Origin of the sequence: Burkholderia sp. AU31624, from assembly GCF_020420065.1 — a bacterium.
Classification (GTDB): Bacteria; Pseudomonadota; Gammaproteobacteria; order Burkholderiales; family Burkholderiaceae; genus Burkholderia.
This window is the reverse complement of sequence record NZ_JAIZRT010000003.1, coordinates 263,175-285,086: the sequence shown is the minus strand read 5'-3', so window position 1 is coordinate 285,086 and position 21,912 is coordinate 263,175. Positions and strand designations below refer to the sequence as shown.

The 21,912-nt window shown below is 65.8% G+C and carries 23 protein-coding genes; 15 read left to right on the top strand and 8 right to left on the bottom strand.

Annotated features, from left to right (window positions below):
- Window positions 1-12 precede the first annotated feature (12 nt).
- On the bottom strand, window positions 13-1,005 hold the full coding sequence (locus LGM89_RS11650) for a bifunctional riboflavin kinase/FAD synthetase (RefSeq protein WP_089440845.1): 993 nt from the start codon (window positions 1,003-1,005) through the stop codon (window positions 13-15).
- A gap of 123 nt (window positions 1,006-1,128) precedes the next feature.
- Between LGM89_RS11650 and purN the strand changes: the two genes are divergently transcribed.
- From purN to nadC, 6 genes are all read left to right on the top strand, one after another.
- Window positions 1,129-1,791, top strand: a complete 663-nt coding sequence (purN, locus tag LGM89_RS11645) for a phosphoribosylglycinamide formyltransferase (RefSeq protein ID WP_039368183.1) — start codon at window positions 1,129-1,131, stop codon at window positions 1,789-1,791.
- Window positions 1,788-3,053, top strand: coding sequence for an RsmB/NOP family class I SAM-dependent RNA methyltransferase (locus LGM89_RS11640; protein ID WP_089495481.1), 1,266 nt, complete (start codon window positions 1,788-1,790; stop codon window positions 3,051-3,053). The genes purN and LGM89_RS11640 overlap by 4 nt, the downstream gene beginning before the upstream one ends.
- Before the next feature lie 18 nt (window positions 3,054-3,071).
- Window positions 3,072-4,436 carry a mechanosensitive ion channel family protein gene (locus LGM89_RS11635; RefSeq protein WP_089495480.1) on the top strand — a complete coding sequence of 455 codons (1,365 nt, stop codon included), beginning with the start codon at window positions 3,072-3,074 and terminating at the stop codon, window positions 4,434-4,436.
- 221 nt (window positions 4,437-4,657) lie between these two features.
- Entirely contained in the window at window positions 4,658-5,851 is a 1,194-nt protein-coding gene (locus tag LGM89_RS11630) for an acyl-CoA desaturase (protein ID WP_089426146.1), read from the top strand.
- 304 nt (window positions 5,852-6,155) lie between these two features.
- Window positions 6,156-7,292 (top strand): quinolinate synthase NadA, encoded by a 1,137-nt coding sequence (gene nadA, locus LGM89_RS11625; protein WP_226273088.1) that lies wholly within the window; start codon window positions 6,156-6,158, stop codon window positions 7,290-7,292.
- The gene (gene nadC / locus LGM89_RS11620; protein ID WP_226273087.1) at window positions 7,292-8,257 is read left to right on the top strand and encodes a carboxylating nicotinate-nucleotide diphosphorylase; all 966 of its coding nucleotides are present in this window, start codon (window positions 7,292-7,294) and stop codon (window positions 8,255-8,257) included. Before nadA ends, nadC begins: the two co-directional genes overlap by 1 nt.
- A gap of 91 nt (window positions 8,258-8,348) precedes the next feature.
- Here the strand turns inward: nadC and nadB are convergent, their stop codons facing one another.
- The 4 genes from nadB to radC form a co-directional block, all read right to left on the bottom strand.
- The gene (gene nadB / locus LGM89_RS11615; RefSeq protein WP_046544591.1) at window positions 8,349-9,935 is read right to left on the bottom strand and encodes an L-aspartate oxidase; all 1,587 of its coding nucleotides are present in this window, start codon (window positions 9,933-9,935) and stop codon (window positions 8,349-8,351) included.
- A gap of 160 nt (window positions 9,936-10,095) precedes the next feature.
- A complete protein-coding gene (rpmG, locus tag LGM89_RS11610) occupies window positions 10,096-10,263 on the bottom strand; it encodes a 50S ribosomal protein L33 (RefSeq protein ID WP_006478046.1) in 168 nt (55 codons plus the stop codon).
- Between the two features lie 17 nt (window positions 10,264-10,280).
- Window positions 10,281-10,514: a 50S ribosomal protein L28 gene (rpmB, locus tag LGM89_RS11605; protein ID WP_004186391.1), complete on the bottom strand. Its 234-nt coding sequence runs from the start codon at window positions 10,512-10,514 to the stop codon at window positions 10,281-10,283.
- A 237-nt stretch (window positions 10,515-10,751) separates the two neighbouring features.
- Window positions 10,752-11,525 carry a RadC family protein gene (gene radC / locus LGM89_RS11600; RefSeq protein ID WP_226273086.1) on the bottom strand — a complete coding sequence of 258 codons (774 nt, stop codon included), beginning with the start codon at window positions 11,523-11,525 and terminating at the stop codon, window positions 10,752-10,754.
- Here radC and LGM89_RS37165 point away from each other — a divergent pair.
- From LGM89_RS37165 to LGM89_RS11560, 9 genes are all read left to right on the top strand, one after another.
- Window positions 11,524-11,649, top strand: coding sequence for a hypothetical protein (locus LGM89_RS37165; RefSeq protein ID WP_256989988.1), 126 nt, complete (start codon window positions 11,524-11,526; stop codon window positions 11,647-11,649). The two genes, radC and LGM89_RS37165, sit on opposite strands and share 2 nt — an antisense overlap.
- Before the next feature lie 11 nt (window positions 11,650-11,660).
- Window positions 11,661-12,116, top strand: coding sequence for an FKBP-type peptidyl-prolyl cis-trans isomerase (locus tag LGM89_RS11595; RefSeq protein WP_089495478.1), 456 nt, complete (start codon window positions 11,661-11,663; stop codon window positions 12,114-12,116).
- Window positions 12,117-12,118: 2 nt separating this feature from the next.
- Entirely contained in the window at window positions 12,119-13,099 is a 981-nt protein-coding gene (gene ispH / locus LGM89_RS11590) for a 4-hydroxy-3-methylbut-2-enyl diphosphate reductase (RefSeq protein WP_011352949.1), read from the top strand.
- 271 nt (window positions 13,100-13,370) lie between these two features.
- Window positions 13,371-14,048 carry an amino acid-binding protein gene (locus LGM89_RS11585; RefSeq protein ID WP_089495477.1) on the top strand — a complete coding sequence of 226 codons (678 nt, stop codon included), beginning with the start codon at window positions 13,371-13,373 and terminating at the stop codon, window positions 14,046-14,048.
- A 211-nt stretch (window positions 14,049-14,259) separates the two neighbouring features.
- The gene (locus LGM89_RS11580; RefSeq protein ID WP_006488946.1) at window positions 14,260-15,210 is read left to right on the top strand and encodes a branched-chain amino acid ABC transporter permease; all 951 of its coding nucleotides are present in this window, start codon (window positions 14,260-14,262) and stop codon (window positions 15,208-15,210) included.
- Between the two features lie 18 nt (window positions 15,211-15,228).
- Window positions 15,229-16,398 carry an ABC transporter permease subunit gene (locus LGM89_RS11575; RefSeq protein ID WP_047852538.1) on the top strand — a complete coding sequence of 390 codons (1,170 nt, stop codon included), beginning with the start codon at window positions 15,229-15,231 and terminating at the stop codon, window positions 16,396-16,398.
- A gap of 23 nt (window positions 16,399-16,421) precedes the next feature.
- Window positions 16,422-17,198 carry an ABC transporter ATP-binding protein gene (locus LGM89_RS11570; RefSeq protein WP_069248652.1) on the top strand — a complete coding sequence of 259 codons (777 nt, stop codon included), beginning with the start codon at window positions 16,422-16,424 and terminating at the stop codon, window positions 17,196-17,198.
- Window positions 17,198-17,914, top strand: a complete 717-nt coding sequence (locus tag LGM89_RS11565; RefSeq protein ID WP_089426143.1) for an ABC transporter ATP-binding protein — start codon at window positions 17,198-17,200, stop codon at window positions 17,912-17,914. The genes LGM89_RS11570 and LGM89_RS11565 overlap by 1 nt, the downstream gene beginning before the upstream one ends.
- A 274-nt stretch (window positions 17,915-18,188) precedes the next feature.
- Window positions 18,189-18,860 (top strand): DUF2278 family protein, encoded by a 672-nt coding sequence (locus LGM89_RS11560; RefSeq protein ID WP_226273085.1) that lies wholly within the window; start codon window positions 18,189-18,191, stop codon window positions 18,858-18,860.
- A gap of 24 nt (window positions 18,861-18,884) precedes the next feature.
- On the opposite strand, the gene LGM89_RS11555 is transcribed toward LGM89_RS11560, so the two are convergent.
- The 3 genes from LGM89_RS11555 to LGM89_RS11545 all read right to left on the bottom strand — a co-directional run bounded on the left by LGM89_RS11555 (window position 18,885) and on the right by LGM89_RS11545 (window position 21,861).
- The gene (locus tag LGM89_RS11555) at window positions 18,885-19,340 is read right to left on the bottom strand and encodes a GNAT family acetyltransferase (protein ID WP_089495475.1); all 456 of its coding nucleotides are present in this window, start codon (window positions 19,338-19,340) and stop codon (window positions 18,885-18,887) included.
- A 13-nt stretch (window positions 19,341-19,353) separates the two neighbouring features.
- Window positions 19,354-20,538, bottom strand: coding sequence for an acetylornithine transaminase (locus LGM89_RS11550; RefSeq protein ID WP_069248649.1), 1,185 nt, complete (start codon window positions 20,536-20,538; stop codon window positions 19,354-19,356).
- A 291-nt stretch (window positions 20,539-20,829) separates the two neighbouring features.
- The gene (locus tag LGM89_RS11545; protein ID WP_226273084.1) at window positions 20,830-21,861 is read right to left on the bottom strand and encodes a CDP-6-deoxy-delta-3,4-glucoseen reductase; all 1,032 of its coding nucleotides are present in this window, start codon (window positions 21,859-21,861) and stop codon (window positions 20,830-20,832) included.
- Between the last annotated feature and the right edge of the window lie 51 nt (window positions 21,862-21,912).

Sequence of the window (21,912 nt, the reverse complement as noted above, 5' to 3'; positions counted from 1 at the left end):
CCGCCGTCCGGATCAGCTAATTCGGTCGGTGGCCGACGTCGCGAAGCCCGTGGCGCGGCTGCCCGGCGCACGGTCGCGCTCGATGAAGTACGCACGCGCATTCGCGACGTCCAGCGCGATCGCGCGCGACAGCGTCTCGAGATCGTCGAATTTCGCCTCGTCGCGCAGCTTCTTCAGGAATTCGACGCGGATGAGCTTGCCATAGGCATCGCCGTGCCAGTCGAGCAGGTGGACTTCGAGCAGCACGCGGCCCGAATCGTCGACGGTCGGGCGCAGGCCGAGGCTCGCGACGCCCGGCAGCGGGGCGGGGCCGAGGCCGTGCACCTGCACGACGAAGATGCCCGCGAGCGCCGGCCGCTTGTGTGCGATCGGCAGGTTCAGCGTCGGGAAGCCGAGGTCGCGGCCGAGCTTCAGCCCGTGCGCGACGTGGCCGCTGATCGCATAGCCATGGCCGAGCGCCTGCGCGGCCGCATCGAGATCGCCGGCCGTGAGCGCGGCGCGCACGCCCGAGCTCGAGATGCGCGTGCCGTCGCTGCCGGCCACCGTACCCATCTGCTCGACCTCGAAGCCGTATTGCGCGCCGGCTGCCTGCAGCGTGTCGAAGGTGCCCGCGCGTTTCGCGCCGTAGCAGAAATCGTCGCCGACCATCATCCAGCGCGTGTGCAGCCCGTTCACCAGCGTGCGTTCGACGAACGCCTGCGGCGACTGGCTCGCGAACGTGTGGTTGAAATGCTCGACGACCACGCGGTCGACGCCGTGATCGCGCAGCGCCTCGAGCTTGTCGCGCAGCATCGCGATGCGCGGCGGCGCGCCGGCCGGGTTGAAGAATTCGCGCGGGTGCGGTTCGAACGTCATCACGCACACGGGCAGGCCGCGCGCGTCCGCTGCCGCGCGCACGCGCGCGAGCAGGGCCTGGTGGCCGCGATGGACACCGTCGAAGTTGCCGATCGTCAGCGCGCACGGGGCGCGGCTCTCGGCGTTGGGCAGGCCGCGGAAGACTTTCACGATAGCGGATGCAGCGTCGGGGGAATGGGCGGTGGGATGCCGCAAAGCAGAAGATTATAAACGTTCGGGCGGGCCGGCGGCCGAGAAGGGGGGAAACGCGGGGGCGAATGGTAAAATTCGCGGATGAAAAAACTCGTGATCCTGATTTCCGGTCGCGGCAGCAACATGGAGGCCATCGTCCGCGCGTGCGCGCAGGAACGCTGGCCGGCCGAGGTTGCGGCCGTGATCGCCAACCGGCCCGACGCGGCCGGCCTGGCATTTGCCGCGTCGCACGGGGTGGCGACGGCGGTGGTCGACCACCGGTCGTTCGACGGCCGCGACAGCTTCGACGCGGCGCTCGCCGCCGAGATCGACCGATTCGCGCCCGATCTCGTGGTCCTCGCCGGCTTCATGCGCATTCTCACGCCCGCATTCGTCAGACGATATGAAGGCCGGCTGCTGAACATCCATCCGTCGCTGCTGCCGAGCTTCAAGGGCATCCACACGCACCAGCAGGCGCTCGACGCAGGGGTCGCGCTACATGGCGCGAGCGTGCATTTCGTCATTCCCGAACTCGACAGCGGCGCGATCGTCGCGCAGGGCGCGGTGCCCGTGCGCGCGGGCGACGACGCGGCCGCGCTCGCGCAGCGTGTGCTGACGGTCGAGCATGTGCTGTATCCGCGCGCGGTGCGCTGGTTCATCGAGGGGCGTCTGCGCCTCGAGAACGGCCGTGCAGTGGTGGCGCCGGAAGAGGCGCGCTGGATTTTCGCGGATCAACCGCATACCGAAACGAGTGAGGGCGTATGAAACTGCACGGATTCCTGATCGGCCAGACCGAGACTTTGTTGGCCGAGGTGCTGAAGTTCGCCGGCCCCGCCGATGCGACGACGAGCCGGTTCTTCCGCGCGCATCCGAAGCTCGGGCATGCCGAGCGCGGCGTGATCGCCGAGGCCGTGTTCGCGGTGCTGCGCCGCAAGATGGAGTTTTCGCATCTCGCCGAGAGCGGCACGGGCACGCCCGCGCGGCGCCTCACGCTGCTCGGCCTGATGCAGACGGCTGGCCGCAATGCGCTGAAGCCGTTCCTGTCCGACACCGAGTCCGCATGGCTCGAGCACGTGTCGAAGATCGATCCGGCGAGCCTGCCGGTGCGCATCCGCACGAACCTGCCCGACTGGATCCACCAGGCCTTGTCGGCCCGTTTCGACGCCGACGAGCTCGCGCAGCTCGCGGCCGCGCTGAACTACCCGGCGCCGCTCGACCTGCGCGCCAACGTGCAGAAGGCCAGCCGTGACCAGGTCATCGACGGACTGCGCGCGGAAGGCATCGATGCGGGCGCGACGCCGTTTTCACCGTTCGGCGTGCGCGTGGTCGGCAAGCCGGCGCTGACGCGCCTGAGGCTGTTCGAGGAAGGCGCGATCGAGGTGCAGGACGAAGGCAGCCAGCTGCTGTGTTCGCTGGTCGCGCCGCGCCGCGGCGAGATGGTCGTCGATTTCTGCGCGGGGGCGGGCGGCAAGACGCTCGCGCTGGGCGCGATGATGCGCTCGACCGGGCGCCTCTACGCGTTCGACGTGTCGGAGAAGCGCTTGGCGAAGCTGAAGCCGCGCCTCGCGCGCAGCGGCCTGTCGAACGTGAACCCCGTGCTGATCGACAGCGAACACGACGCGAAGATCAAGCGGCTCGCCGGCAAGATCGACCGCGTGCTGGTCGATGCGCCGTGCAGCGGGCTCGGCACGCTGCGCCGCAACCCGGACCTGAAGTGGCGCCAGACGCGCACCGCGATCGACGAGCTGACGCCGAAGCAGGCGTCGATTCTCGCGAGCGCCGCCCGCCTGGTGAAGAAGGGCGGCCGGCTCGTCTACGCGACCTGCAGCGTGCTCGACGCCGAGAACGAACGCATCGTCGAACAGTTCCTGGCCGACCATCCCGACTTCGTGCTGGTGCCGGCGCAGAAGGTGCTGGACGACCAGCGCATCGAGCTCGAGACGGGCGACTACCTGTCGCTGTGGCCGCATCGCCACGCGACCGACGGCTTCTTCGCCGCGGTGCTCGAACGGCGCGCTGCGCAGTAACGGCGGGCTGGACGGACGATGGAGAATCTGCAGAGCCGCCTGCTGTCGCACCGGCTGGCATTGGTCATCCGCGATTTCCACCAGCCGGTGATGATCTGGCAGGCGGCGATCCTCATCGGCGCGCTGTGCTTCGCATGGGTGGCCGCGCGCTTCGTGCACGGCCGGATCGACGCGCGCCGCCGGGCGGCCGGACGTGCGCCCGGCGCGGGCGCGCAAAGCCTGAAGCGCGCGTTGTTCCCGCTGTTCGGCGGCCTGTTCGTGGGCGGCGCGCAGCTCGCGTTCGACCCGTTCATGTCGACGTCGCTGCTGTCGCTCGCGCTCGTGCCGCTGTTCGGCATCGGGCTGATCTACGTGCTGTTCTTCTTTGCGCGGCGCGTGTTCGCGCGCGACGGCCACACGCATGCATGGCTGTCGATCGTCGAGAAGATCGTGTCGACCGTCGTGTGGGCCGCGATGGTGCTGACCGTGCTCGGCATCCAGCGTGACGTGCTCGGCTGGCTCGACAGCGTGCAGTTCCGTGTCGCCAATGCTCATCTCACGCTGCTGTCGGTAATTTCCGGCGCGCTGTGGGTGTGCGTGACGCTGATGGTCGCGATGTGGCTCGGCTCGGTGCTCGAGGATCGCCTCACACGTGCGAGCACGCTCGACGCGAACCTGAAGGTCGTGCTGTCGCGGGTCGGCCGCGCGCTGCTCGTGTTCGCGGCGATCCTGATCGGGTTGTCGCTGGTCGGCATCGACGTGACGGTGCTCGGCGTGTTCGGCGGCGCGGTGGGTGTCGGCCTCGGTTTCGGGCTGCAGAAGATCGCCAGCAACTACGTGTCGGGCTTCATCATCCTGCTCGACCGCTCGCTGCGGCTCGGCGACGCGATCAGCGTCGGCGGTTTGCAGGGCGTGGTCACGCAGATCCGCACGCGCTACACGGTCGTGCGCGGCCTCGACGGCAACGAGACGCTAATCCCGAACGAAAAGCTGATCACCGACGTCGTGCAGAACCAGTCGTCGTACCTGACGCGCGGCTACGCGAAGGTCGCCGTGCAGGTCGCGTACACGAGCGACGTCGAGCACGCGCTCACGCTGCTCGCCGATGCGGCCAAGGGCGTGCCGCGCGTGCTGGCGGAGCCTGCTCCGACCCCGTATCTGGTGAGTTTCGGGGCGGACGGGATCGACCTGGAGCTCGGTTTCTGGATCGAGGATTCGGCGAAAGGCACGTCCGGCGTGCGTTCGAGCGTGAACCGGAACATCTGGCGCCTGTTCAGCGAGCACGGGATTTCGATTCCGTTCCCGCAGCGCGAGGTGCGCGTCGTCGGGTTGCCCGACGCCTTTCCCGCCACGGGTGTGACGGCCGGCAACGGCGCCGCGGACGGGCACACACCGGCGGCATGACGCGCGCTGGTCGTCAATCGTATCGACCCCGCGGCCGGAACCGGATCGCGGGCCTTTCCCAGTCCGCCCATGGACTGGGTTTGTTGCGTCAGGGCAAGAAAATGTTCATTTTTTACAAAGACTTGGAACGGTTGAAGTAAAATTCTGGTCTACACGCGGTATGCTTTCATTTTTCTGACGCTCGGCGCGTGCCGGCGTCGCTCTCATCACAGGTAACTGCCTTGTTGAATTCCCTGCTCGATTTTCTTTCCCACGGGCTCCTGCATTTTTCGTGGTGGCAGGTCGCGTTGTTCGCGCTCGCCGTCACGCACGTCACGATCATCGGCGTGACGGTCTACCTGCACCGCTGCCAGGCGCACCGCGCGCTTGAGCTGCATCCGATCGCGAGCCACTTCTTCCGCCTCTGGCTGTGGATGACGACCGGCATGCTGACCGGCCAGTGGGCCGCGATTCACCGCAAGCACCACGCGAAGTGCGAGACCGAGGAAGATCCGCACAGCCCGCAAACGCGCGGCATCTGGAAGGTGTTCCTCGAAGGCGCCGAGCTGTATCGCGCGGAAGCGAAGAACGAAGAGACGATGCGCAAGTTCGGACACGGCACGCCGAGCGACTGGGTGGAGCGCAATGTCTATTCGAAATACCCGATTCTCGGCATCAGCCTGATGATGGTGATCGACGTCGCGCTGTTCGGCGTGATCGGCCTGACCGTGTGGGCCGTGCAGATGGTCTGGATTCCGTTCTGGGCGGCTGGCGTCGTCAACGGCTTCGGTCACTTCTGGGGCTATCGCAACTTCAACTCGGCCGACGCGAGCACGAATCTGTTCCCGTGGGGCATCGTGATCGGCGGCGAAGAGCTGCACAACAACCACCACACGTTCGCGACGTCGGCGAAGCTGTCGAACAAGTGGTACGAGTTCGACATCGGCTGGATGTACATCCGCATCATGTCGGCGTTCGGTCTCGCGAAGGTGAAGAAGGTCGCGCCGACGCCGCGCCTGAACAAGCCGAAGACGGTGCTCGACCAGGAGACGCTGCAGGCCGTGCTGTCGAACCGCTACGAAGTGATGGCGCGCTACGGCAAGGCCGTGAAGCGTGCGTACCGCCAGGAGCTTGCGCACCTGAAGGAAATCGGCGGCGAGAAGTACCAGATGATGCGCGGCGCGCGCAAGTGGTTCCACAAGGACGCCGACGGCCTCGACGAGCCGCAGAAGAAGCTGCTGCCGGAAATCTTCGCGAACAGCCAGAAGCTGCAAACGTACTTCCAGCTGCGCCAGGATCTTGCCGCGATCTGGGATCGTTCGACCGCATCGCGCGAACAGCTTCTCGCGCAATTGCAGGATTGGTGCCATCGCGCAGAACAAAGCGGCATCAAGGCGCTGCAGGAATTTGCGACGCGCCTGCGCCGCTACGCCTGATTCGAAATCGATTAGAATCTAAGGACGTCAAAAACCCCGCGTTGGCGGGGTTTTTTATTTGGTCCGCCGGTTTTTGAATGGTGATTGGCAGGGCCGGATTGGTATGAGGCTTGGGGCAGCGGGGAAGCGTTGCTCCGGGGCAAACGCAGGGGGTGGGATCGGAGTGGGCGCTAAGGCGCTAACGCTGATCGACCGCGAAGCATGGGATCAGAGTAAGCGCTAAAGCGCCAACTCTGATCGACCGCGAAGCATGGGACCAGCGTAAGCGCTAAAGCGCTAACGCTGGTCGACAGGAGATATGGAGATGCAATCGACGATCAAACCCGTCGAGTACGACCGGCCCGTTGCAGCAGGGACCGTGTGCGGCGTGGGGCAGGCCTGGGCCAAGGTGCCCGATGCACCGTCCGCCGAAGAGCGGGCCGCGCTGAAAGCGCGCATCAAGGCATTGCTCGTGCGCGAAAAGGCCGTGCTGGTCGCGCACTACTACGTCGACGCCGAGTTGCAGGAACTCGCCGACGAAACCGGCGGCTGTGTCGCCGATTCGCTCGAAATGGCCCGCTTCGGCCGTGACCACGACGCCCAGACGCTGGTTGTCGCCGGCGTGCGCTTCATGGGCGAAACCGCGAAGATCCTGAGCCCGAACAAACGCATCCTGATGCCCGATCTCGACGCGACCTGCTCGCTCGACCTCGGTTGCCCCGTCGACGAATTCTCGGCGTTCTGCGATGCGCATCCCGACCGTACCGTCGTCGTCTACGCGAATACCAGCGCCGCCGTGAAGGCGCGCGCGGACTGGATGGTCACGTCGTCGATCGGCCTCGAGATCGTGGCCGACCTGCACGCACGTGGCGAGAAGATCATCTGGGCGCCGGATCGCCATCTCGGCAGCTACATCCAGAAGAAAACCGGCGCGGACATGCTGCTGTGGCAAGGCTCGTGCCTCGTTCACGACGAATTCAAGGGCATCGAGCTCGATCTGCTGCGCGCCGAGTATCCGGACGCGAAGGTGCTCGTCCACCCGGAATCGCCGGAAAACGTCGTCGCGCAGGCCGATGTGGTCGGCTCGACCACGCAACTGATCGATGCGGCGGTCAAGCTCGACGCGACGCATTTCATCGTCGCGACCGATCTCGGCATCCTGCACAAGATGCAGCTTGCGGCGCCCGGCAAGACCTTCATCGCCGCGCCGACGGCCGGCAACAGCGCCAGCTGCAAGAGCTGCGCGCACTGCCCGTGGATGGCGATGAACGGCCTCGCGAACCTTGCCGACGTGCTCGAACGCGGTCACAACGAGATCTTCGTCGATCCCGCGATCGGCGAGCGCGCACGCCTGCCGATCGACCGAATGCTCGATTTCGCGGCCGCGCACAAGAAGCGCGTGCAGGCGAGCGGCGATCTGCAGCGTGACCAGCAACTGTTCGCGAACGTGGGGGCTGCGTAATGAATAGCCCCCACGCTCACATTCGTTCGCTGGCCCTCGAGGGGGCGGCCACCCCCCTTGGGGGCGGCCCGGCGGAAGGCGGCGCGAGCGCCGCAGTATCCCCGCTCTTCAACATCGTCCGCGAGCAGTACGGCGCGGCATTCGACGATGCGATCGCGCGCAACGTGGCCGATGCGATCGCGGAAGACGTTGGCACCGGCGACCAGACCGGGCGGCTCGTACCGGGCGGCGGACGTCGCCGTGCACGCATCATCGTGCGCGAGGAGGCCGTGCTGTGCGGCGTGCCGTGGTTCGAGGCCGTGATTGCCCGGATCGATCCGGCGATCGCCCTGCAGTGGCGCTATCGCGAAGGCGATCGTATGTCGCCCGATTCGACCGTCTGCGAACTCGAAGGGCCGGCGCGCGCGCTGCTGACGGCCGAGCGCAACGGATTGAACTTCTTGCAGCTGCTGTCGGGCGTCGCGACCGCGACGCGTCGTTACGTCGATCGCGTCGAAGGCACGCGCGCGAAGATCCTCGATACGCGCAAGACGCTGCCGGGCCTGCGGCTCGCGCAAAAGTATGCGGTGCGCGTCGGCGGCGGTGAGAACCAGCGCCTCGCGCTGTATGACGGCATCCTGATCAAGGAAAACCACATCGCGGCGGCAGGCGGTGTCGGCGAGGCACTCGACGCGGCGTTTGCGCTGGACTCGGGCGTGCCCGTGCAGGTCGAAGTCGAGACGCTTGCACAACTCGATACGGCGCTCGCACATCACGCGCAGTCGGTGCTGCTCGACAACTTCACGCTCGACATGATGCGTGAAGCGGTGCGCGTGGCGAACGGCAAGGCCGTGCTCGAAGTGTCGGGCGGCGTCAATTTCGATACGGTGCGTGCGTTCGCGGAAACGGGGGTCGATCGCATCTCGATCGGCGCGCTGACGAAGGACGTGCGCGCGACGGACTATTCGATGCGGATCGTCGACTGACCGAACGCGCTCGATCAGATAAAAAAGCCGTTGGCGCGCAAACGCCAACGGCTTTTTTCCTGTGCGGCCGCAACCGGGAAGGGTGTGCCGCTCAACGACGCGCGCGCGGCGTGAGCACGCTCGGCAGCGCCTTCGGCAGCGAGTTCGGCCAGTCGCGGCTGTAGTGCAGCCCGCGGCTTTCGCGGCGCGAGTGCGCGCTCTTCACGATCAGCGTCGCCACGTCGACGAGGTTGCGCAGTTCGAGCAGGTCGCGCGTCACGCGGAAGTTCGCGTAGTACTCCTGGATCTCGTCGCGCAGCAGCGACAGCCGGTGCTTCGCGCGTTCGAGGCGCTTGTCGGTGCGCACGATGCCGACGTAGTTCCACATCAGGCGGCGCAGCTCGTCCCAGTTGTGCGCAACGACGACTTCCTCGTCCGCATCCGACACACGGCTTTCGTCCCAGGCGGGCAGCGTGGCCGGCGTTTCGGCATCGAAGCCGGCCGCTTCGATCGCCTCGGCCGCCGCGCGGCCGATCACGAGGCATTCGAGCAGCGAGTTGCTCGCGAGCCGGTTCGCGCCGTGGAGCCCCGTATACGACGTTTCGCCGACCGCATACAGGCCCGCGAGATCGGTGCGCCCGGCGAGGTCGGTGACGACGCCGCCGCACGTGTAGTGTGCGGCCGGCACGACGGGAATCGGCTCCTTCGCGATGTCGATGCCGAATTCGAGGCAGCGCGCGTGGATCGTCGGGAAGTGTTCGCGCAGGAACGCTTCCGGCTGGTGGCTGATGTCGAGATACACGCAGTCGATCCCGCGCTTCTTGATCTCGAAGTCGATCGCGCGCGCGACGATGTCACGCGGCGCGAGTTCGGCGCGCGGATCGTGCGCGGGCATGAAGCGCGTGCCGTCGGGCAGCTTCAGCAGGCCGCCTTCGCCGCGCACGGCTTCGGAAATCAGGAACGACTTCGCATACGGATGGAACAGGCAGGTCGGGTGGAACTGGATGAATTCCATGTTCGACACGCGGCAACCTGCGCGCCACGCCATCGCGATGCCGTCGCCGGTCGCGGTGTCGGGGTTCGTCGTGTACAGGTAGACCTTGCCGGCGCCGCCCGTGGCGAGCACCGTATGCGGCGCCTCGATCGTGATCGTGCGGTCGTTGTCGACGTCGAGCGCGTACAGGCCGTGACAGCGGCGGCCGGGCAGGCCGAGCCGGTCCGACGTGATCAGGTCGATCGCGTGGTGGTTTTCGAAGAACGTGATGTTCGGATGCTGGCGTGCACGCGCCGACAGCGTGGCGAGCACCGCATGGCCGGTCGCGTCGGCCGCGTGGATGATCCGGCGGTGGCTGTGGCCGCCTTCACGCGTGAGGTGGAAGCCGAGCTCGGCCGCGTCGTCCTTCGTGAACGGCACACCCTGCGAGATCAGCCATTCGATCGCTTCGCGGCCGTGCTCGACGATATAGCGCGTCGCGCCTTCGTCGCACAAGCCGCCACCGGCGACCAGCGTGTCGTCGACGTGGTTCTCGATGCTGTCCGCCGAATCGAGGACTGCCGCGATGCCGCCTTGCGCGTTATCGCTCGCGCCCTCCATCATCGACCGTTTCGCGATCAGCGCGACACGTCGCGTGCTGGCCAGGTTGAGTGCGACCGACAGCCCTGCCAGGCCGCTGCCGACGATCGCCACGTCGAATTTCATGCTGCATCTCCATCGTTACGCTTTTGATCTTGTGCGTTCCGGCAGCCGTGGCCGCGGAAAGGGGAGAGCATACCGCGTCGCGCCGGAGCGTGCGCGCAAAACAAAAAGCCCCGCATGTGCGGGGCTTTTCGGTCGCCGTCAGGCTGGCAGAAACCGGAGATTACTTGATCTTGGTTTCTTTGTATTCCACATGCTTGCGGACGACGGGATCGAACTTCTTGATCGCCATCTTTTCCGGCATGTTGCGCTTGTTCTTCGTGGTCGTGTAGAAGTGACCCGTACCAGCGGTCGACTCAAGCTTGATCTTGTCGCGTGCGCCTTTTGCCATGATTGTGCTCCTTGGGCTTAGGCTTCGCCGCGTGCGCGCAGGTCAGCGAGCACGGAATCGATGCCGTTCTTGTCGATCAGGCGCAGGCCGGCGTTCGAGACGCGCAGGCGCACCCAGCGGTTTTCGCTCTCAACCCAGAACCGGCGGTTTTGCAGGTTCGGCAGGAAGCGACGCTTGGTCTTGTTGTTGGCGTGGGAAACGTTGTTGCCGCTCATCGGCGCTTTCCCAGTTACTTGGCATACGCGTGCCATGAGAGCACTCCTAATACGCTAAATTCGGGGTTCGATCGCCGATGAAGGTTCCATCGTACCGCCACGTGATCCATGGCTGCACTCAGAACGCCGAAGCCCTTACAGACAAGGCCCTTCGATGGCTAGAACTGGTTGGAAAAAAGACAGACGGCGATTCTAGCAGAAAAAGTTCAGAAAAATCAAACCTAATTTCGCATCGCCGTTGCGGCGCCGTTGGGCGGGCCGCAACCGCACAGTCTACATCCAACCGGCCCGTGCGAACGAAAAAGTATCACTGGTGCCGATCACGACGTGATCGAGCAGCCTGACATCGACGAGCGCGAGCGCGTCGTACAGCACGCGGGTCAGGCGGCGATCCTCCGCGCTCGGCTGCACCGCGCCCGACGGATGGTTGTGGGCAACGATCAGTGCCGCCGCGTTGTATGCGATCGCGCGTCGCACGATCTCGCGCGGGTAGACGGCCATGCGCGTCAGCGAGCCGCGCGTGATTTCCTCCATGTCGATCAGGCCGTGGCGCGCGTCGAGGTAGACCGCGGCGAACACTTCGTACGGACGCGCGCCGATCTTCAGCCGCAGGTAGTCCTCGACCGCGCCGGGCGAATCGATCGGCTTCTTCTCGTGCGCTTTCTCCTTCAGCATGCGACGCGCGATCTCGATGACGGCGACCAGTCGCGCGGCGCGCGCGGGGCCGATGCCGGGGTGTGCCTCGAAATCGCCGGTGGTCGCCTCGAGCAATCCGTGCAACGACTTGAACTGCTTGACCAGTGCGCGGGCGGTGGTGAATACGTCGTGCCCGGGCTTGCCCGTGCCGAGCAGCAGGGCGACCAGTTCGTCGTCGGTCAGCGCCGCCGGCCCGCGCTCCAGCAGTCGCTCGCGTGGCCGCTCGGGCCGCCAGCCGCGCAGGCGGCGCTTGCGCCGGTGGATCGGGATGACGCGGCCGGGCGGATCGGCCGGCAGATCGGTGCTGTCGCGGCATTCGACGGGCGGCAAGGCTGGGCAGGGTGACAGCATGCTTGAAACTCCATTGGCGGCGGGCGGTGTGCGCGACGTCGTCGCACTTTCCGCCTTGCGCGCTCAGGTGACTTACAATATTGGTTTTGCGCCGGGCCTTTCGGCCGTATCGGGCGCCGACTGAACGAGTAATTCATGAGCCTCATCGATCTATCCGAAGTGAAGCCCGGTTCCCATGTCACATTGCATTACCGGCTGGCACTCGCCGACGGCGCCGATATCGTCAACACCTTCACCGACAAGCCGGCCACGCTGCTGCTCGGCGCGGGGCAACTGGCGCCGTCGCTGGAACAGATTCTGATCGGCCTCAGGGTCGGCGACCATTCGACTTTTCAGCTAGCCCCCGACCAGGGGTTCGGTCCCCGGAATCCCGACATGCTCCAGCGCGTGACGCTGTCGACGCTGCGCGAGAACGGGATGGTCGGCGACGATTTCACGCCGGGCGAACTGATCGAGTTCAACGCGCCGGACGGCGGCCGATACGCGGGGGTGCTGAAGGAAGTCAGCGAAACCTCGGCACTGTTCGACTTCAATCATCCGCTCGCGGGCCAAGCGCTCACGTTCGAAGTGAAAATCATCGGAATCCTGTAATCATGAGCACCACCGATACGCTGTCCGGGCAGACCGTCGCCGCCGATGCCGAAATCCTGCTGGCCCAGCCGCGCGGTTTCTGCGCGGGCGTCGATCGCGCGATCGAGATCGTCGAGCGCGCCATCGCGATGCACGGTGCGCCGATCTACGTCCGTCACGAGATCGTCCACAACAAGTACGTGGTCGAGGATCTGAAGAAGAAAGGCGCGATCTTCGTCGAGGAACTCGAGGAAGTGCCGGCCGGCAATACCGTGATCTTCAGCGCGCATGGCGTGTCGAAGGCCGTGCGCGACGAGGCCGACGTGCGCGGGTTGCGCATTTACGACGCAACCTGCCCGCTCGTCACGAAGGTGCACGTCGAAGTGGCGAAGATGCGCCAGGATGGCGTCGACATCGTCATGATCGGGCACAAGGGCCATCCGGAAGTCGAAGGCACGATGGGGCAGGTCGAGCGCGGCATGCATCTCGTCGAGAGCGTCGAGGACGTGCAGAAGCTCGAGCTCGCCGATCCCGAACGCATCGCGCTCGTCACGCAGACGACGCTGTCCGTCGACGACGCGGCCGAGATCATCGGCGCGTTGAAGGCCAAGTATCCGAAGATCCGCGAGCCGAAGAAGCAGGACATCTGCTACGCGACGCAGAACCGCCAGGACGCCGTGAAGTTCATGGCGCCGCAGTGCGATGTCGTGATCGTCGTCGGCAGCCCGAACAGCTCGAATTCGAGCCGCCTGCGCGAAGTGGCCGAGAAGCGCGGCGTGGACGCGTACATGGTCGATGCACCCGACCAGATCGATCCGGCATGGGTCGCAGGCAAGCGTCGCATCGGCGTGACGGCCGGCGCGTCGGCCCCCGAAGTGCTCGCCCAGGCCGTGATCGCACGGCTGCGCGAACTCGGTGTGCGCAATGTGCGCGCGCTCGACGGCATCGAGGAAAACGTGTCGTTTCCGCTGCCGCGCGGGTTGAACCTGCCGCCCGCCGCCTGATTGCCGCATCGCACCCGCGGAACACCGAAGCGCGCCTGACGGCGCGCTTTTTTTTTGCCTGTCGAATTCGCAATCGCAACCATTATTCGGATCAATGGTGCAACCGGGTTGCTCTGCGCGCTTCCAAGCGCCTCTCAAAATTGGTTGCAATGCAGGAAAACCCCATCGAATCAGGATTATTGGCGTCCTATAAATGGAGTTACAATGCGCCCGTTTTCAGGCCTGAATGGCTTTGAAATCGGGATTTTGGCAAGGCGCGGGAGACCACTCAATGCATGTGAAGTTGGCTTACGCCATGTCCGTCGCCGCACCGGTTGCAATGCTTGCCGGCTGCAGCAAAAAGAGCGACGACGAGGCGGGGAGGGAGGCTGCGGTGTTCGCGGCACCGCCGGCCAGCGGCGTGCGCGTCGCCGGAACCGGTCGTGCGGCACCCTTTGCGTGCCGCATCGCGCAATGGGGCAAGGACAAGGTAAACGGGGCACGTTTGGCGATCGAGGAAATCAACGCGGTTGGCCTGGCGAACGGCCAGGCAGCGGGCACGCAGGTTGCAGCACAGCAGGCCGCCGGTCGTGGCGTGACAGCGACCGTGCGCGCCGATCGACGCAGGCCGGCACGGGTGCCCGGCGATGCGGGCAGCGTGCCGATGTCGCCGGTCCCCTTTCATTTCGATTCGACGAAACAGCGCGTTGCCGCGAGCAATGACGTCGCGGCGCGCGGTCTGGTTCGTACGAAGGATTCCGACGTAGTCCTGACGAATGTCGGGCGCGGCGTTCGCGGTGCCTCGCGAGGCAGCGCGGCACGGAATCCGATCCGCCCGAGTGCGGGGCTCGCCTCGCCCCGGACGGGAAAAGGCACGGATGCCGGGCAACCGGACGATGGCCGTCTCGGCATGCTGCCCTACGACTTCAAGGAGGCCACGAACACCGTCCTCGATGTCGTGACGATTTAGCGACGGGACTCATGACGGCACCGGAACAGTGCGGTGCCGTTTTTGTATCCGCTCCGGCGGCAGGTCCGGCCGTACAGGCCGGGCGGCGCGCGCCGGGACGATCCACCCTTACCGGTATCGACTAGTACCCGCAGTGTCGCCGAGAAGGCGCGATTCCTCGCTTACCCGCGGGGCGCAACGTCCTCCGGCAGCACGGGCCAAGGAGCTTTAAATGGATATTTTCGTCCAGCAGGTTCTCAACGGGCTGGTGCTCGGCAGTGTCTACGCCATCATCGCGTTGGGTTACACGATGGTGTACGGCATTCTCGGCATCATCAACTTCGCGCATGGCGACGTGCTGATGATTGGCGCGATGGTCGCCCTGTCGGCCATCACCGTGCTGCAGAACCATTTCCCCGGACTCGGCAACGTCGCGACGCTGACGATCGGCCTGGGTATCGCCGCAGTCGTCTGTGCATTCGTCGGCTTCACGATCGAACGGGTCGCCTACCGGCCGCTGCGTCGCGCTCCGCGCCTTGCCCCGCTGATCACCGCGATCGGCGTGTCGATCCTGCTGCAGACCGCCGCGATGATCATCTGGTCGCGCAACCCGCTGCCGTTCCCGCAATTGCTGCCGACCGATCCGATCAACGTGATCAAGGCCACCGACACGACGCCCGGCGCCGTGATCTCGGTGACTGAAATCGTGATCATCGCGGTGGCGTTCATCGTGATGGGCGGCCTGCTGCTGCTCGTGCACAAGACCAAGCTCGGCCGCGCGATGCGCGCGATCGCCGAAAGCCCGAACACCGCGAGCCTGATGGGCGTGAACCCGAACTTCGTTATCTCGGCGACGTTCATGATCGGCTCCGCGCTCGCCGCGCTGGCCGGCGTGATGATCGCATCCGAATACGGCAACGTGCACTTCTACATGGGCTTCATCCCCGGCATGAAGGCGTTCACGGCCGCGGTGCTGGGCGGGATCGGCAACCTCGGCGGTGCGATGGTCGGCGGCGTGCTGCTCGGCCTGATCGAGCAGCTCGGGGCCGGCTACATCGGCAACCTCACGGGCGGCGTATTCGGCAGTAACTACCAGGACGTGTTCGCCTTCATCGTGCTGATCATCGTGCTGGTGTTCCGTCCGTCCGGCCTGCTGGGCGAACGTGTCGCGGATCGCGCGTAACGGAAGGGAGCAAACAACATGACATCCATTCAACCGATCGAATCCTCGACGTCGCTCGTCGAAGAGCGCAACACCACCAAGACGGTCATCATCGGCCTCCTGACCGCGGTCTTCGTGATCGCGGCGCCGATCATCATCGGCTCGGCCGGCGGCAACTACTGGGTCCGCGTGCTCGACTTCGCGATGCTGTACGTGATGCTCGCGCTGGGCCTGAACGTGGTGGTCGGCTTCGCCGGCCTGCTCGACCTGGGTTACATCGCGTTCTACGCGGTGGGTGCGTACACGGCGGCATTGTTGAGCTCGCCGCACCTGAGCTCGCAATTCGAGTGGATCGCGGCGCTCGCGCCGAACGGGCTGCACATCCCGTTCCTGATCATCGTGCCGATCGCGATGGCGCTGGCGGCGACGTTCGGGATCCTGCTCGGCGCGCCGACGCTGCGCCTGCGCGGCGACTACCTGGCGATCGTGACGCTCGGCTTCGGTGAAATCGTCCGGATCTTCATGAACAACCTCGACCGCCCGGTGAACATCACCAACGGCCCGAAGGGGATCACGGGCATCGATCCGGTGCACATCGGCGACTTCAGCCTCGCGCAGACGCACTCGCTGTTCGGGATCCAGCTGCCGTCGGTCTACATGTACTACTACCTGTTCGTGCTCTGCTCGCTGCTGGTGATCTGGGTGTGTACGCGCCTGCAGCACTCGCGTATCGGCCGCGCATGGGCGGCGATCCGCGAAGACGAGATCGCGGCGAAGGCGATGGGCATCAACACCCGCAACGTGAAGCTGCTCGCGTTCGCGATGGGTGCGTCGTTCGGCGGCCTGTCGGGGGCGATGTTCGGTTCGTTCCAGGGCTTCGTGTCGCCGGAGTCGTTCACGTTCTGGGAATCGATCGTCGTGCTGGCCTGCGTGGTGCTCGGCGGCATGGGCCACATCCCGGGCGTGATCCTGGGCGCGGTGCTGCTCGCGATCTTCCCGGAATTCCTGCGCTCGACGATGAGCCCGCTGCAGCACGCGCTGTTCGGTCATGACATCGTCGATACGGAAGTGATCCGTCAGGCGCTGTACGGCCTCGCGATGGTCGTCATCATGCTGTATCGCTCGGAAGGCCTGTGGCCCGCGCCGAAGCATGAGGACAAGATCGCGAAACTGGCGAAGCGCGCCAGCAAGAAGCCGGTGCGCGCTTAATCGACGGACAAGGGGATACACACATGAGCGACAAACAAATCCGACTGTCCGTGCAGGGCGTGAACAAACGCTTCGGCGGCCTGCAGGCGCTGTCCGATGTCGGTCTGCAGATCAGGGAAGGCGAGATCTACGGCCTGATCGGCCCGAACGGCGCCGGCAAGACGACGTTCTTCAACGTGATCACGGGCCTCTACACGCCGGACTCCGGCGAGTTCAAGCTCGACGGCACGGAATACAAGCCGACCGCGGTGCATCAGGTCGCGAAGACAGGCATCGCGCGCACGTTCCAGAACATCCGCCTGTTCGGCGGGATGACGGCCCTCGAGAACGTGATGGTGGGCCGCCACGTGCGCACCAAGCACGGGCTGCTCGGCGCGGTGTTCCAGACGCCGGCCGAACGCCAGGAGGAGCGCGAGATCAAGGAACGCGCGATCGAGCTGCTCGAATACGTCGGCGTGCTGCAGTACGCGGACTACACGTCGCGCAACCTGTCGTACGGCCACCAGCGCCGTCTCGAGATCGCGCGCGCGCTGGCCACCGACCCGAAGCTGCTCGCGCTCGACGAGCCGGCGGCCGGGATGAACGCGACCGAGAAGGTCGAACTCACGCGCCTGCTCGACAAGATCCGCTCGGACGGCCGCACGATTCTCCTGATCGAGCACGACGTGAAGCTCGTGATGGGGCTGTGCAACCGGATGACGGTGCTCGATTACGGCAAGGTGATCGCCGAGGGTCTGCCGCAGGACGTGCAGAAGAATCCGAAGGTGATTGAGGCATATCTCGGCGCAGGGGTGCACTGATGGCAGCGGCAATGTTGAAAATCAAGGGCTTGCAGGTCAACTATGGCGGCATCCAGGCCGTCAAGGGCGTTGACATGGAAGTCCGTCAGGGCGAGCTCGTGACGCTGATCGGCGCGAACGGCGCGGGCAAGACCACGACGATGAAGGCGATCACGGGGCTGAAGGCGTATTCGGCCGGCGACATCGAGTACGAGGGCAAGTCGATCAAGGGCATCCCGACGCACGAGCTGCTCAAGCGCGGCCTCGCGATGGTGCCGGAAGGCCGCGGGATCTTCGCGCGGATGTCGATCGTCGAGAACATGCAGATGGGCGCGTACCTGCGCAACGACGGCGAGCAGATCAAGAAGGACGTCGACCGGATGTTCGGCTTCTTCCCGCGCCTGAAGGAGCGTGCGACGCAGCTCGCGGGCACGCTGTCGGGCGGCGAGCAGCAGATGCTGGCGATGTCGCGCGCGATCCTGTCGAAGCCGAAGCTGCTGCTCCTCGACGAGCCGTCGATGGGCCTGTCGCCGATCATGGTCGAGAAGATCTTCGAAGTGGTGCGTGAAATCTCGAAGGAGGGCATCACGGTGCTGCTGGTCGAGCAGAACGCGCGCCTCGCGCTGCAGGCGGCCGACCGTGGTTACGTGATGGATTCGGGCACGGTCACGATGGAAGGCGATGCGAAGCAGATGCTCGACGATCCGAAGGTGCGGGCTGCGTACCTGGGTGAATGAGTGAGTGAATGAGCGGGCCCGGTGGCGCGCGACGGCAGATGCCGGCCGCGTCGCACACGGGCTTTCGAAAGGCTGTCACGGGATGCCGTGACAGCCTTTTTTTTCGTGTCATGCGATTCCGGTCGAACTTGTGTGGGCGGCCGCGACTCCATTCGACTGTTGCGCCGCGCACGCGGCGCGGGAACGATGGGGGCGGCCGCTCGTTGCCGGTCGCCTGCAAACCGACACATGGGCCGTGTAACATCGGCGGCCCATCGGGACACGGAGAGCGCGCATGAGTCTGGACTACGGTTTCGTGAAGGCGAAGGTGACATCGGTGGCGAAGCTGAAGGGCTCGCCGCATGGCAGCGAGATCCAGTACCACATCCACCTGACGCTGGCGTTGCCCGGCGGCGACTGGGACGTCGCGATCAACGTCGGCACCAACGACGCGGACGACCTGCTGAACTACAAGCTCGTCTACGATTTCCACCACCCGATCACGCAGACGCTCGCGGCCGCGGCCGAGGGCTACACGGACCTGACGGGGCAGGCGGCAGTGCCCGCGCTCGACTACCTGCGCAGCGACATCCTGAACGAAACGGGCGCATGGCGCCCGAGCGCCGTGATGGACGGCACGGAGAATCAGGAGCCGATCCCGTCGCTGCTGCGGCTGGTGAACACCGCGCAGTCGCAGGGGCTCGACGTCGTCGTGTTCGGCCGCTCGTATTCGGAAGGCAACGGCATCCACGACACCCACATGAACCAGGGGTCGACCGGCGCGAACTATCTGCACCGCGCGGGCGACGACCACAACGATCACAACGACATCTGGCAGGACGGCGCGCTGATCGTGCGCGTGAGCGATACGCAGTGGGCCGCGTATTTCGCCGCGTTCGAGCAGCAGGCCGTGCCGACCGACGCGCTCGGCAATCCGCTGCCGGGCGCGGGGCCGATCACGCGCTGACGTGGCGGGCGGCCGGCCTCTGCTTCACGCGGCCGGCAGCGTCTTGCCGAACGAGATGCGTTCCTCGACGCGATAGCCGAGCGCCGCGTAGAAGCGGCACGCATCGTCGTTGCCGGGCAGCACCTGCAGATTGATCTTCAGGCAGCCGCGCGCGGCGAGCGCGCGTTCCGCATGCGCGATCAGCGCGCGGCCGATGCCGAGCCGGCGTGCGTCGTTCGATACGCCGAACGAGTAGAGCCAGCCGCGATGCCCGTCGAAACCCGCCATCAGCGTGCCGACCACGCGCGCGCCGCTGGTCGCGACGAAGAACAGTTCCGGCTGCGTCGCGAGCTTCAGCTCGATCGATCGGAGCGGATCGCGGTGCGGCGGCGCATCCGCGTCTTCGTACTGCGGGAATGCGTCGCGCCATACCGCGAGCACGGCATCGGTGTCGGCGCGTTCGAACGGGCGGATTACAACGGCATCGGCGGCGGCATCCATCGCGGCGGTCTCCTTAGAGCGTGTCGAGCACCGACCGCAGCATCGCCATCATCTGGTCGATTTCCTCGGTCGTCACGTTCAGTGCGGGCATGAAGCGCAGCAGGTTCGGCCGCGCGGCGTTCAGCAGCAGGCCGTCGGGCTGCATGTCGCGGGCCTTCTCGACGATCTGCGGGCCGATGTCCTTGCCGAGCAGCAGCGCGCGCAGCAGGCCTTCGCCGCGTTCGCCTTCGAAGCCGCGCTCTTCCGACAGCTCGAGCAGCTTGCGCTTCAGGTATTCGCTGCGCGCACGCACGCCTTCGAGGAAGCCCGGTGCGACGAGCTGTGAGATCACCGAATAGCCGACCGCCGTCATCAGCGGGTTACCGTTGTACGTGCCGCCCTGGTCGCCGGCCTCGAACACCGCGAACTCGGCCTTCGACAGCAGCGCGCCGAGCGGGGCGCCGCCGCCGATGCCTTTCGCGAGCGTCATGACGTCCGGCTCGATGCCGGACAGCTCGTACGCGAACAGCGTGCCCGCGCGGCCGCAGCCGCTTTGCACTTCGTCGACGATCAGCAGCAGGTCGTGCTGCTTCGTCAGCGCGCGCAGCGCCTGCATGAATTCACGCGTGGCCGGAATCACGCCGCCTTCGCCCTGGATCGGCTCGAGCATCACCGCGACGGTCTTGTCGGTGATCAGCTTCTCGACCGAGTTGATGTCGTTCAGCTCGGCCTTCGGGAAGCCCGGCACCTGCGGCGCGTAGATCGTGTCCCAGCCCGGCTTGCCGCTGGCCGACATCGTCGCGAGCGTGCGGCCGTGGAAGCTGTGGTCGAACGTGATGATCTCGTACGCGCCGTTCTTGAACTTGCGGCCCCACTTGCGCGCGAGCTTGATCGCGCCTTCGTTCGCTTCCGCGCCGCTGTTCGTGAAGAACACCTTGTCGAACACGCTGTGCTGCGTGAGCAGGCCCGCGAGCTTCGCCATCGGTTCGTTGTAGAACGCGGGCGACGGGTTCAGCAGCTTTTCCGCCTGCGTCTTCAGCGCGTCGACGATGCCTTCGTTGCAATGGCCGAGGCTGTTGACGGCCCAGCCCTGGATGAAGTCCAGATAGCGCTTGCCCGTGTGATCGTAGAGCCACGAACCCTTGCCGTGCGTAAACACGATGTCGGGGCGGTTCGTGATGTACATCAGCGAGTCGATCGGATAATCGTTCAGGGGCATGGCAGCAGACTCCAGCGGACGTTGAAAGGGAAACAGGCAATAAAAAAGCCACGGAAGGCCGTGGCTGGTGGGTCGAACAGCTTGTGCGTAACCGGTGAAGCGGTGTGGGTTACGCGCGAGTCCGTGACGAGCCTGCGGCATCCGGGCGGAGCGGCGAGCGGCGACGTCGAAGGGCGGACAGGAAGCAGTTCATGTGCGCAAGCATAAGGCATCCCGCGCGTCACTGTAAACCGCCGCGATGCCACGGATGTGACATCGCGGCGCGCAGTGCCGCACGCGGGTGCGCGGGCCTCAGACCGGATGCGCGAGATCGGCGGCGCTCGTGAACGAGTCCGCGTAGAACTCGTCGGCCGGCAGCGCGTGGTGCTGCGTGAAGTCGCGCTGCGCGGATTCGACCATCACCGGCGCGCCGCACGCGTACACCTGGTGGCCCGACAGGTCGGGCAGATCCTCGATCACCGCGCGATGGACGAAGCCGGTGCGGCCCGCCCACTGATCGCCGGCGTCCGGCTCGGAGAGCACCGGCACGTACTTGAAGTTCGGGATCTCGCGTGCCCACTGCTCGGCCAGTTCGCCGAGGTAGATGTCCTTCTTGCGGCGTGCGCCCCAGTAGAGCGTCATCGGGCGCGTGATGCCCGTGTGCTTCACGTGCTCGATGATCGCCTTGATCGGCGCGAAGCCGGTGCCCGATGCGAGCAGCACGATCGGCTTGTCGGAATCCTCGCGCAGGAAGAACGTGCCGAGCGGGCCTTCGAAGCGCAGGATGTCGCGCTCCTTCATCGCGCCGAACACGTGGTCGGTGAACTTGCCGCCCGGCATGTGGCGGATGTGGAGCTCGACCGGGCCTTCCTCGTGCGGCGCGCTCGCCATCGAGTAGCTGCGGCGCGAGCCGTCCTTCAGGATGAACTCGACGTACTGGCCCGCGAGATACTGCAGGCGTTCGTTGGCGGGGAGCTGCAGCTTCACGACCATCACGTCGTCGGCCTTGCGCTCGAGCGCGGCGATCCGGCACGGCAGCTTCTTGACCTGCACGCCGTCGACGCCGGCGATTTCACGCACGTCGATTTCGAGATCGCACTGTGCCTTCGAGCAGCACAGCAGCGCGAGGCCGCGGGTGCGCTCGTCGTTGGACAGCGCCGACGCGGCGTGCGGGCCCTGTTCGATCTGGCCCGACACGATCTGGCCCTTGCACGAGCCGCACGCGCCGTTCTTGCAGCCGTACGGCAGATGGACGTTCTGGCGCAGCGCGGCCGCCAGCACGGTTTCATCCGACTCGACCTGGAATTGCCGGCCGCTTTGCTTGAGAGTGACGTTGAATGCCATAGAACCAAACTAGAACAAAATGGGGGGACCGTGCATGTCGGGCACGGCAGC